The organism is Mesorhizobium sp. M7A.F.Ca.US.006.01.1.1, assembly GCF_003997935.1.
Classification (GTDB): Bacteria; Pseudomonadota; Alphaproteobacteria; order Rhizobiales; family Rhizobiaceae; genus Mesorhizobium.
In genome coordinates this window covers 1-10887 of sequence record NZ_RZQL01000232.1, presented here as the reverse complement: position 1 = coordinate 10887, position 10887 = coordinate 1, and the positions used below count along the sequence as shown (strand labels likewise).

10 protein-coding genes and 2 pseudogenes are annotated in these 10887 nt (G+C 62.4%); 2 read left to right on the top strand and 10 right to left on the bottom strand.

Annotated elements, in window-relative coordinates; genetic code table 11:
- Positions 1 to 896, top strand: a pseudogene (locus EN943_RS29490) (hypothetical protein); the annotation flags it as partial.
- A 9-nt stretch (positions 897 to 905) separates the two neighbouring features.
- Here EN943_RS29490 and EN943_RS29485 read toward each other — a convergent pair.
- The 9 genes from EN943_RS29485 to EN943_RS29445 form a co-directional block, all read right to left on the bottom strand.
- A complete protein-coding gene (locus EN943_RS29485) occupies positions 906 to 1091 on the bottom strand; it encodes a hypothetical protein (protein ID WP_127415675.1) in 186 nt (61 codons plus the stop codon).
- Positions 1092 to 1183: 92 nt separating this feature from the next.
- Positions 1184 to 2230: a UDP-glucuronic acid decarboxylase family protein gene (locus EN943_RS29480; protein WP_127415676.1), complete on the bottom strand. Its 1047-nt coding sequence runs from the start codon at positions 2228 to 2230 to the stop codon at positions 1184 to 1186.
- A 23-nt stretch (positions 2231 to 2253) separates the two neighbouring features.
- A complete protein-coding gene (locus tag EN943_RS29475) occupies positions 2254 to 3357 on the bottom strand; it encodes a glycosyltransferase (RefSeq protein WP_127415674.1) in 1104 nt (367 codons plus the stop codon).
- Positions 3354 to 4448, bottom strand: coding sequence for a glycosyltransferase (locus EN943_RS29470; RefSeq protein ID WP_013533197.1), 1095 nt, complete (start codon positions 4446 to 4448; stop codon positions 3354 to 3356). The genes EN943_RS29475 and EN943_RS29470 overlap by 4 nt, the downstream gene beginning before the upstream one ends.
- Entirely contained in the window at positions 4445 to 5575 is a 1131-nt protein-coding gene (locus EN943_RS29465; RefSeq protein ID WP_127415673.1) for a glycosyltransferase, read from the bottom strand. Before EN943_RS29465 ends, EN943_RS29470 begins: the two co-directional genes overlap by 4 nt.
- A gap of 2 nt (positions 5576 to 5577) precedes the next feature.
- Positions 5578 to 6678 (bottom strand): glycosyltransferase family 4 protein, encoded by a 1101-nt coding sequence (locus EN943_RS29460; protein WP_127415672.1) that lies wholly within the window; start codon positions 6676 to 6678, stop codon positions 5578 to 5580.
- On the bottom strand, positions 6663 to 7955 hold the full coding sequence (locus tag EN943_RS29455; protein WP_127415671.1) for a TIGR04295 family B12-binding domain-containing radical SAM protein: 1293 nt from the start codon (positions 7953 to 7955) through the stop codon (positions 6663 to 6665). The genes EN943_RS29460 and EN943_RS29455 overlap by 16 nt, the downstream gene beginning before the upstream one ends.
- Complete coding sequence (locus EN943_RS29450; RefSeq protein ID WP_127415670.1) at positions 7952 to 9025, bottom strand: NAD-dependent epimerase/dehydratase family protein; 1074 nt, start codon at positions 9023 to 9025, stop codon at positions 7952 to 7954. Before EN943_RS29450 ends, EN943_RS29455 begins: the two co-directional genes overlap by 4 nt.
- The gene (locus tag EN943_RS29445) at positions 9022 to 10128 is read right to left on the bottom strand and encodes an NAD-dependent epimerase/dehydratase family protein (RefSeq protein WP_127415669.1); all 1107 of its coding nucleotides are present in this window, start codon (positions 10126 to 10128) and stop codon (positions 9022 to 9024) included. The genes EN943_RS29450 and EN943_RS29445 overlap by 4 nt, the downstream gene beginning before the upstream one ends.
- Positions 10129 to 10324: 196 nt before the next feature.
- Between EN943_RS29445 and EN943_RS29440 the strand changes: the two genes are divergently transcribed.
- Positions 10325 to 10597: a hypothetical protein gene (locus EN943_RS29440; RefSeq protein WP_023809470.1), complete on the top strand. Its 273-nt coding sequence runs from the start codon at positions 10325 to 10327 to the stop codon at positions 10595 to 10597.
- A 109-nt stretch (positions 10598 to 10706) separates the two neighbouring features.
- On the opposite strand, the pseudogene EN943_RS29435 reads toward EN943_RS29440, so the two are convergent.
- Positions 10707 to 10887 (bottom strand): annotated as a pseudogene (locus tag EN943_RS29435) (response regulator); the annotation flags it as partial.

The window sequence follows — 10887 nt, the reverse complement described above, 5'->3', positions numbered from 1 at the left end:
ATTGGGTGGCCGAGGCGGTCGGCAGGCCGGAATTAGGCCTGACCGAGCTATCTGGCGGCGAGTGGCGGGCCGCCCACTACGCCGACGAAGGGCGCTGGCCGCCGAGCCCTCGCGGTACCGAGCGGCGTAAATTCCTTGCATCCGCCGGGCGTGACCGCTGGCTCGTCAAATTCGCCGGCCTCGGCGAAACCGGACTGCGCAAGAAGCGAACCGCGGTGATGTTGCACGAAGCCGGGTTCGGATCGCAAGTTGTCGCGCTTTGCCATGGCTTTCTGGTTGAACGGTGGATTGACGGCACCACGATGGATCAGGCCCCGCTGCCCAGGGAAAGACTGATCGCGGAGTTCACGAATTACCTGGCCTGGCGTGCGCTCAATCTTCGAACTTGCGAACCGGGTGCATCATTGCTTGCTCTCGCGGAGATGGCTGTTTCCAATGCGTCGGAAGCCTTGGGTGAGAAACGCGCGGCGACCTTGCGGGGTTGGCTCGCGAAACAGACCCCCGCGAGCGGGCTGCAGCGGATTGAAATCGACGGTAAGCTCCAACCATGGGAGTTTCTCGTTCGTGCCGACGGCAGGGTGCTCAAGACAGATGCGGTTGACCATTGCCGGGCACACGATTTGATCGGCTGCCAGCCAATAGAGTGGGACATTGCCGGCGCCCGTGTCGAACATGGACTATCCGACAACGATGTGAGGACCTTGGTCGAGGGAATGGAGCTTGCCATCGACAATGGCCACATCGTCTTTTTCGAACCATGCTATTTGGCATTCCAGATGGGGCTCTGGAGCATGGCTGCGCAATCCGAAAATGGCCGGGAAAAAACAAGGCTGGCGGCGACGGCAGACCGATATAGGATGCGGCTGATACGGTTCCTGGACGAATGCCAGGTATGATCGTTCGGATCAGTCCAGCCTTCGCAGCATGTCTGCTTCCTGCTCGAGGATAGCGGCCACTTCCTCGCGCTGCAGATGCGTCATCATCAGGCTGACGCAGCACTCGAGATAGGTGATCGAGGCGCGCCGCAGATAGGCAGCTGTCTCACGCTCGGCCATCTGGTCGATCTCTCTCGCAGGTCGCTTGGGTCGCATGAGGATGATCCTCCGTATCGGGTCCTGCTGCCAAACCACAAGCTTGGGCGGATGTTCCGCGCGATCTCGGGAAAGGTTCGGCGGCCGTCTCTTCACGCCGGAAGGTTCTGCAGCCCGCCGGATGCTGGTCTCGCTCTTTTGGCGAAGCCTGACATCCGATCACCGATGCGACTGCCGTCGAGTGCCGCGAAATAATCGACCGTCAGCTTGAGCCCTTCGTTGAGGGGCACCTTCGGCGTCCAGCCGAGCAGCGCTTTTGCACGCGAAATATCGGGCTGTCTGCGCCGAGGATCGTCTTGCGGCAGCGGTAGAAATCTCAAATCCGATTTGGTGCCGGTCATTGCCTTCACCAACGCCGCCAGTCGCATGATGGTGAATTCTCCGGGATTGCCCAGATTGACCGGCTTGCCCGGATTGGGATCGATATCCATCAGGCGCCTCAATCCATCGATCTGATCGGAGACATAGCAGAAGGATCGCGTCTGCAAGCCGTCGCCGAAGATCGTCAGAGGACGTTTCTCGAGTGCCTGCATGATCAGGTTCGAGACGATGCGGCCGTCCGCCGGATCCATTCTCGGACCGTAGGTGTTGAAGATGCGCGCAACGCGCACATCGGCCTTGCCGGCTCTCAGATAATCGAAACAAAGCGTCTCGGCGGTGCGCTTGCCCTCGTCGTAGCAGGCGCGTGGGCCGGTGCAGTTCACATGGCCAACATAGTCCTCCCTCTGGGGATGTTGCTCCGGATCGCCATACACTTCGCTCGTCGAGGCCTGCAGCAGTCGCGCGTCATTGCGGACAGCGAGTTCAAGCAGGTTGAGCGTGCCGATCACACAGGTTCGCGTGGTGTGTATCGGGTCGGCCTGGTAACGCGGTGGCGAGGCAGCGCATGCCAGATTGAAGATACGCTCCACGGGCTCCCCAAGATCCAATGGCCGGCAGATATCCTGCTCGATCAATCGGAAACCCGGCTGGTCCATGATCGAGATGATGTTCTCCATGCGCCCAGTCAGGAAATTGTCGGCGCAGATCACGCGCCAGCCGTCGCGGAGCAATGCTTCGCAAAGATGCGAACCGAGGAATCCCGCACCGCCGGCAATAAGCACCGCCTTTGCCCTTCGCGCGTTTCGTGTTTGTCGCATCGCCGTTTTCTCCTGTCTGCTGGTCATGCTGCGCTTCCGATGTCGAAATCGAGGGCCGCCGCCCTTGGCTGTGTCAACGCCGCCACGAATTCGTGGGCCCTGGCCGCACCGGTGTGGGATGCGAGGACGCGCTCGCGAGCCCGGCGGGCTAGGGCGAGGCGTGTGCGCTCGGACTCGCCGAAGAGGATCTCGACGACATCGTCGGTTTCCCCGGCGGTGTGGATCGCCGATGCGGGAAAGAAGCTGTCGAGCCCTGGCCAGCGATCGCTGATGATGGGCGTGCTGCAAGCAGCCGCTTCGAACAGGCGGACACTGGGCGACCACCCGGCAGCGATCATGGAACTGCGTGTGACGTTCAGCGTGTAGCGCTGACGGCTGTAGAATGCGGCATGATCGGCCGGCGGCAAATGTTCGATGCGTTCGACATTGTCCGGCCAGGTGATGTCGGATGGGTATTGCGAGCCGGCTACGACGAAACGGCGATCCGGCATATGCCGTGCGGGCTCGAGCAACAGCGCGTTCAGCGTTGCCTGCCGGTCTGCGCTGTAGGTGCCGAGATAGCCGAGATCCCAGCGGATCGGATCGCTGGTCCGGTGGTGCCGTTCCGGGTCGACCGAGCAGTAGAGCGGCTCGGCGCGGCGAGCGCCGAAATCCTCCACCAGACGGCCAAGCATCGGCCCGCCGGTGAACGAGAAGTAGACATCGAAATATGGAATCTGCCGCCAGCTCAGATAATCGCAATCACCGGCCGAAAGCTGCGCCACGGTCACCGGCGTGTCGATGTCGTAAAAGCAGAAGCGCCCTTTGCAAAGTGAAGCGACGATGTCGATGACCACGCGTCCTTCCGGCACGAAGGAGCCGATGACGATGATGTCGGCCTGCTCCAGGCACCGGGCGTAGCCGCTTTGCAACTCCGCAGCGGTTTCGTAGTAGCGCAAGGTGCAGAAATCCGGATCGCGCAGATCGCGGTGGTTGGCGTACCACGGCACGTCGCGCTCCAGAAAGGTCACGCGGTGGCCGAGTTCGTGCAGACCTTTCAGCAGGCCTCGAAACGTCGTGGCGTGGCCGTTTCCCCAGGACGAGGACAGCGACAGGCCAAGAAAGACGATGTCCAGTTGTTTGGTCATTCCGCTGCCTCCACAGTCCCCTGCTCGAAGTGACGTTTGAAGACGGCATCGGCCACGTCCGCCCGCAGCGCGTAGGTATGGTCGGCCAGCACGCGGCAAAGTGCGGCTTGGCCGATTGCCTTTGCCCGACTGGAGGTCAGCGAGCACATGATCTCGGCGACATCGCCGCCGTCGCGCGCCACCAGGATCTCCTCGCCTGGTTTCAGGAACAGTTCCACGCCCAGCCACGCATCGGTGATGAGGCAGGCACCGGCGCCGGCCGCCTCGAAGACACGCGTGGCCGGTGAAAAACCGTTTACGGCCATGCTGTCGCGGCTGATGTTCAGCACCGCCTTGGGTGTGACGTTGAAGGCATTATGATCGCGGGTGCCGACGTGACCGAGCCAGCCGACATTGGCGGGAAGCGGCTTGTCCCCCCAGCCCGATCCACCGAGCAGAAAACGCTGTTTCGGCAGCTGGCATGCGGGATCGAGGAAAAACGCTTCGACCCGTGCCTCACGATCCGGCAGCCTGTTGCCAAGGAACGCCAGATCGCAAGCGAAACGCGCATTGCTGGTGACCGGATAATGTGTTTGGGGATCGAGCGCATTGTAGATCGGCACGCATTCGTTCGCTCCCATGGCACGGTAGGCCCATACGACGGGGTCGCCGCCGCCATAGGTCAGCACAAGATCGATTTCTTGCAGGGCGCTATGGAGCGGATGGTCCGGTTCGTCGCGCAACTGGGCAAGGGTTGCCGGAGCGTCCACGTCCCAGAATACCACCAGCGCGTCGCTGCGGGCGTGGTCGAGAACGGCGCGCAGCAGCGCCTCGTCCTCGAAACCGACGCCACTCGCCTTGACGACGATGTCGGCGCTGGCGGCGCGTGCCGCGACCTGCATCAGCGCGTGCTGGGTCGCTTCATAAACGACCACAGTGCACCAGTCAGGCGCCTCGATGTCGCGGTTCTTCTGCCGGTCGTAGACGTCGGGTTCATAGAAGGTGATTTCGTAGCCCAATTGGGAAAGCGCCTTCAGCAACCCGCGATAGTAAGTCGCGGCACCGTTCCAGTAGGACGACAAAAGACTCGATCCATAGAATGCCATCTTCATGCGGCGGCTTCCTTTGCGGTGGTCTTGTTGATGGTGTGTTCGGTTGTGCATTCCGTCAGCACGCAGAACAGCTCGTCAACGCGGTGCTGGCAGGTGTGCCGGGAGCGAATGGTCTCGAGGCCCGAAGTCACCAGGGAAGCCGCGAAATCCGCATCGGCCAATACCGCCCGCAAGTGTTGCCGCATCTGCGAGCCGTTCTCCGCAAACAGGAAGTCGACGCCAGGCCTGAACAACTGCTCGACATCGAACCAGGGTGCTGAAATCAGCGGAATGCCGCAGGCGAGCGCCTCGAACATGCGGATCGTCGGAATTCCAGGCAATCCCTCACGATAGGGGCGCCGTGGGATGTGGACGGTGACACGATGCGCGGCGAACACCTTCGGCACGTCGGCATTGGCGATCCATCCATCATAGCGCAGTCCAGCGGTGGCCAGATCCGCAAGTGCGGGCTTGGGATAGCGTACGCCGTGAACAGTGGCATCGAGACCGAGATCGTGTACCGGCTCGATTAGAAACTCCTTGAGTTCGGCAGTCCGCTCATCGTCGCCCCAGTTTCCAATCCAGACCAGATCGGACGTGGGGTGGATCTCCGGGTGTGGCTTGAACAGGCGATCGTCCGCGGCTTCATGCCAGGTGAAGGCGCGCTTGCCCCAGCCGGCGCGCAGATAGCTCTCGCGCAAGGCCTCGCCAAAGGCGAGAACGCCGTCATAGTGCTCCAACCGCAGCGCCGAGATTGCCTCGGTCGCCGATACGGCCCGGTGGTGGGTGTCATGAAACAGAAGGATGAAGTTGCCGCCAGCGGCCCGGGCACGGCCGATGCGTGCGACAAGCTCCGGATCCGTCCACTCATGAACGATCACAACGTCGGCCTCAGCGATCCAGGCCTCGTGATCGAACCCGGCATCGTAGGTCACCGGCATCAACTCTGGGAAATCCTTGCGGAAGCGTTCGATGGCAAAGGATCCCTTCTCAGCCAGCAGGTTCGAACGGCTCCAGCCGTCGGCCGGCTCCAGCGCGACTGCCTGGTACTGGCGCGCGACCAGTTCCCGCATGATACCGCGCAGGAAATGGGCATTGCCGTGGTTCCAGTCGGAAACGACCGAGTGGGTGTAGAACAGAAAGCGCATGGTCAGCGTCCAGCCATGGCTAGGGCCGCTTTGTCGTAGACGCCTCGCATGGCCGCCGCTTGCCTGGCCAGCGTAAACCGGCGGCTTCGTCGCATGGCTGCCTGACCGAGCTCTCGCCTGAGTTCGGCATCGCTGGAGAGACGATTGAAGCAGGCAGCCAGGTCGTGCGGATTGCGCGCGTCAAAGAACATCGCGGCCCCGTCCCATAGTTCGCGATAGGTTGCGATGTCGGAAAGCACCAGCGGCGTCGCCGACATGGCAGCTTCCAGCGCGGCCAGACCGAATGGCTCATAGATTGATGGCGACGCGAAAATGCCGGCGCGCGCCATCAAGGAGCGCACCTCGTCAGACGGCAGTGCTCCCAGAGGAACAGCATAGCTGAAGCTGGTACGCCCGCCGTTTGGACCGTGTATCGAACCGGCGGCAAAGACGGGCCATTGCGTCAGCGACGCGGCCTGGTCGATCACCGCCGCATTCTTGCCCTCGTCCCACCAGCGGGCAGCGGCGAAGACGAGCGGTTGGCGCTTTTCGGCTCTCGGGACGGGGCGGGCGCTATTCGCCACGACGTGCAGGCGCGCGATCGGGCCATAGCAGGTCTCAAGCATGTCGGCGTGGCTGCGGCTCGGCACGATGACTGCGTCGGCCCGATCCAAGCCTCGCCTGTTGCGCTCCTTCTGCCAGGCCCATGCGCCATCCACTGCCTGTTTCCTGACGGCGTGGAACCATGTCGTCACGCAGGAATGGGAGACCACGACGGCAGGGCATGGCGCATCGAATCCCGCCGCCTGCGTCGGCGCGTTGAAATGGACAAGGTCGATGGCGTGGTCGCGCATGGGCGCAAGCAATTCCCGCGGCAGCGCGTCGAGGTCGTCGCCGTTGTGGGTCATCCAATCCGGCGGCGTGTTCAACCAGATCAGCGTCGTGAAAGCCTCCGCTTCCTCGGCCTGCTGCCTCGACGGTTGCGGACCGAGGCCGGCAAGCACCACGCTGTCGCCGCCGTTCACAAGTTCCCGTGCCAGATCAAGCGCATAGCGCCATACGCCGCCCACGGCATCGACGGTCATCAGGATGCGCCGCGAGCGCGGCGTCAATGTCCGCAACATGTCGCCTCCAGTTCCGCCAGCGGCCGCGGCCGCCTCTCCTGGATGTCACTGAATTTCTGGAAGGATGCGAGGTAGTGGTCATGGGCCCGCTCCCAGGCAAGGTCGTCGGGTTCGCCCCACAGCTCCCGGTAGCTGGGCGAACTCGGATACGGGTAAAGCGGCACAGGTTCATTTGCCCATACGCCGTGGTCGATCAGGTGGGTTCGCCAGTGCTCGACCAAAGCGGGATCATCCTCGACCACGCCGATCAGATTGGCCTGAACGAATGGAACGTGACGTCTGGCATCGACGAGCAGCGCGGCGAGTTCCTCGGTCCCCAGCCGGCAGCGCTTGGCCAGCATCGCCCGGCCTTCAACCGTCAGGCTTTCGAGGCCGGCCTCGATGGTGACGCAGCCCGCGGCGCCCAGCAGTTCCAGCAGCTCGGGCTTCCACAGATCGATGCGGGTCTGTACGCCGAATTTCACATTGCGATCGACCAAGGCTTCCAGCAACGCTTTTTGCGGCAGGAAGATCTCGTCGATGAAGTAGATGTAACCGACACCTTGGGCAATCAGCCGATCGATCTCCGCGACCACCGCTTCGTGGTTTCGACGGCGATAGGCATCACGGAAATCGATCTTGGCGCAGAAGCTGCAATTGTAGGGACAGCCGCGCGATGCCTCGACTTCCGCACCGAACCCGACCTGATTGTCATCGAACCTGTGATGGTGGTGCGAATGGGCTGCGATCCACTCGGCTGGCCATTCGAGTGGCGGATGGTCGGCAAACGAACTGGCGTGGACGCCGCCGTTCGAAACCACTCTGGCGTCCCGCAGATAAGCGGTTGAGGGCACCGCGCTCCAATCGTCGTGCCGGGCAAGTTGCTCGACGACTTCTTCGCACTCGCCGCGCACGACGATGTCGACGCCGAGCTTGCGCAAGGTTGGCGCCGGTGTCGCCGAGCCGTGCGGCCCGACCGCGACCGTGCGTCCACCGCGCCCGGCGAGACGGTTGAGGAAATCGGCCGGCACACGCAATTCCGGCGGTGCGCAGCGCCAGAACAGGTAGGTCGGCGCGGTACTGACGACGGTCATCGCCGGGGCGAAATCAGCCACCTGCTCACAGAGACCGGAATTATCGAGCTTCTGCAACTGCCCATCCAGCATCAGCACCTCATGTCCGGCGGCTTCGAGCAGGGCCTTCGAATAGCCGAGTTCCAGCGGCAGATGCGGTTGGCGGCACCCGAAATAAATGCTGTCGTCATACGTCCAGGACGGGTTCACCAGGGCGATTTTCATGCGACGTACCTCACGACTTCCGGGCGAGGCTCGAGCCGGTGGCGCTGCAGCCAGTCGGCTAGGTCGCGGACGCCTTCGCGCCATGAAACATGGGCCATCCAGCCTAGCGCGGTTTTGATCTTGCGGGTGTCTGCGACGAAGAAGGGCTGGTCGCCGGTGCGTTCCCCGTCATGGCGGATTGAAAGCTCATGGCCGGTCAGGCTACGGATCTCGCTCAACAGCCTGCGCAGGCTGACCGCATTTTCCGGGCCGCCGCCAAGATTGAATGCCTGGCCTTTGGTGGCTTCGATGCGATCGAGCACGGCCCTGTAGGCGGCGACAGCATCGGAGACATGCAGGATATCGCGCACTTGCCTGCCGTCGCCGTAAATGGTGATGGGGCGTCCCGTCAGCGCGCTGAGCAGGAAGTGCGCGACCCAGCCCTGGTCCTCGGTTCCGAACTGGCGCGGTCCATAGATGCAGCTCATCCGCAGCACCGCCGTCGGCATGCCGTAGGATTTGGCATAGTCGAGCACATACTGATCCGCCGCGCCTTTGGAGCAACCGTAGGGCGTGCAGAAGTCCAGGCCCCGAGCCTCATCGATGCCGTGCGCTTGGATGACGCTGTCGCAAGGCACATAGCGATCGCCGTCCTCGCGGACAGTGACGTCGGGCAGGCTGCCATAGACCTTGTTGGTGCTGGCGAAGATAACAGGAATACGCTCACCGCTCAGTCGCGCCGCCTCCAGGACGTTGAATGTTCCACGAAGGTTGATGTCGAAATCCTCATCTGGCTGGACCAAGCTTGTGGTGACGGCGGTTTGCGCGGCCAGATGGAAGATCGCCTTCGAACGCATAAGAGCCGGCGCCAGGGCGTTGGCATCCCGCACGTCGATGGTTTCAATCGTGAGGCGGCTGCCGTGTTTCTGGGCCAGCCATTCAAGGTTCTGCTGGACGCCAGGACGGCTGAGATTGTCGATCACCAGCACCGGTTCGCCATCCGACAACAGGCTGTCGGCGAGGTTCGATCCTATGAAGCCGCTGCCGCCGACGATGGCGACCGGCGCGTCGCGTCGATTGCGTGTGTTCATGAGACCAGCCCACGTTCTTCGAGCTCGCGTTTCATGTCGGCGCCGCGGTCGACGGCGGACGTGTTACGCACCCAGGAAACGAAATCGCCGAGCGAATTCTCCAGTTGCCGCACCGGCTCGAAACCGAGCAGTTCACGGGCCTTGGAAATATCGGCGAAGCAGTTGCGGATATCGCCCGAGCGCGCTTTGCCGAGCAGTTCCGGCGAGCGGTTCGGTGTCCCCATGGCCTCGGCCAGCAATCGCGCGACTTCGCTGATCGCATAGGCGCGGCCGCTGCCGATGTTGATGACATGACTCTTTGCCTGGCGTTGCTGCAGAGCCAGGCGAAAGGCGCGGGCGACGTCCTGCACATGGACGAAATCGCGCTTCTGTTCGCCATCCTCGAAGATCATCGGCCGTTGGCCGTTGGCGAGACGCGAGGCGAAGTTGGCCAGCACGCCGGTATAGGGGTTCGACAATGCCTGGCCGGCGCCGAAGACATTGAACAGGCGCAGCGCGACCGTATCGATGCCATAGGCTTCGCCGAAGATCAGCGCGGCGCGTTCCTGGGCGTATTTTGTCAGCGCATAGATCGAAGCGAGATCGACCGGCTTTTCTTCGTCCGTCGGCAGCGGCGAGAGGGCGTCTCCCTCCGGCGATAGCGGGTTCCATTGTCCGCTCCTGATGTCGCTCGCCTTGCGCCGAGCATTGTCGACACGCCGGCCGTCTGGCGTTGCATAGAGCCCTTCGCCATAGACGCTCATCGACGAGGCGACGACGATCCGTTCGACCGGGTGCTTGATCAGCGCCTCGAGCAGCATTGCGGTGCCGAGATCGTTGGCGCCGACATAGCGCGCGATCTCGTACATCGATTGTCCGACGCCGACTTCCGCTGCCAGATGAATGACCGCGTCAACGCCTTCCAGCGCATTGGCGACCGCCTCCTGGTCTCGGACATCGCCCTTGATCAGCTCGGTCCCGGCGGGAAGTGCGACGGCTTCGCCTGCATGCACCTGCTCCAGCAGCGCATCAAGGATGCGAACCGAATAATTCTGCGCGACGAGTTCCTGTGCGACATGCCGGCCGATGAAGCCGCAGCCTCCTGTGACCAATATCCGTTTCACGACGACTCCTCAGACAAGTAACCTCGGCGCCCCGAACTTTTCGGCAAAAGGTTTGTTCCCTTGCTTCAACAAAGTTCCTTTGGGGACTTCGGCATCGCGATCACGGCGCGGTGCTGGAACATTGACGCCCTTGTGCTGTTAGGACGCCCGACAGCCCTCGTGTCCCCTGGGGCAACGCCGATCAAAGGAGATTTCAATGTCTCAGTCGCAAACGACCACCAACCACGACGAAATCCGCAAATGGGCCGAGGAGCGGGATGGCCGGCCGGCAGTGGTGCGCACCAAAGGCGAGGGCGGCATCCTGCGGATCGACTTCGGCGAGCCTGAGGAAGCATTCGAACCCATCGAATGGGACGAATTCTTCCGGATATTCGACGAGAACGATCTGGCCTTTCTGTATCAGGCCAAGACCGGGGAGGGGAAAGCCAGCCGTTTCAACAAATTCGTCGAGCGCAATCAGAAGGGCTGATCACGCAGGCCAAGCGGCTGATCTGTACGGTCAAATTTTCGAGATGTGGCGAACAATGACGCTCCGTTGCCTGGCACTTCGGCCTGAGGGCGTCTTGGAGGGGTAAAAACTAATGCATCAGTTTTGCGCCGCGGGTTTTCGCCATCTCTCGCATGATGCCGTTGAGCCAGTTTTCAGTGGATTGACCAAGCTGTCTGCGGTCGACATCCCGGATCGCTTGCTCGAGCGTCCTCTCGACGAGCCGATCCGAGGCGTCGACGTCTGCCAGCAAAAGGCGTGCCGCAAGTCGC

Bases quoted from the DNA above. Each gene is read 5' to 3' on its own strand.
- EN943_RS29485 (WP_127415675.1), bottom strand. From the start codon at position 1,091: ATGCGACCCAAGCGACCTGCGAGAGAGATCGACCAGATGGCCGAGCGT.
- EN943_RS29480 (WP_127415676.1), bottom strand. From the start codon at position 2,230: ATGCGACAAACACGAAACGCGCGAAGGGCAAAGGCGGTGCTTATTGCC.
- EN943_RS29475 (WP_127415674.1), bottom strand. From the start codon at position 3,357: ATGACCAAACAACTGGACATCGTCTTTCTTGGCCTGTCGCTGTCCTCG.
- EN943_RS29470 (WP_013533197.1), bottom strand. From the start codon at position 4,448: ATGAAGATGGCATTCTATGGATCGAGTCTTTTGTCGTCCTACTGGAAC.
- EN943_RS29465 (WP_127415673.1), bottom strand. From the start codon at position 5,575: ATGCGCTTTCTGTTCTACACCCACTCGGTCGTTTCCGACTGGAACCAC.
- EN943_RS29460 (WP_127415672.1), bottom strand. From the start codon at position 6,678: ATGTTGCGGACATTGACGCCGCGCTCGCGGCGCATCCTGATGACCGTC.
- EN943_RS29455 (WP_127415671.1), bottom strand. From the start codon at position 7,955: ATGAAAATCGCCCTGGTGAACCCGTCCTGGACGTATGACGACAGCATT.
- EN943_RS29450 (WP_127415670.1), bottom strand. From the start codon at position 9,025: ATGAACACACGCAATCGACGCGACGCGCCGGTCGCCATCGTCGGCGGC.
- EN943_RS29440 (WP_023809470.1), top strand. From the start codon at position 10,325: ATGTCTCAGTCGCAAACGACCACCAACCACGACGAAATCCGCAAATGG.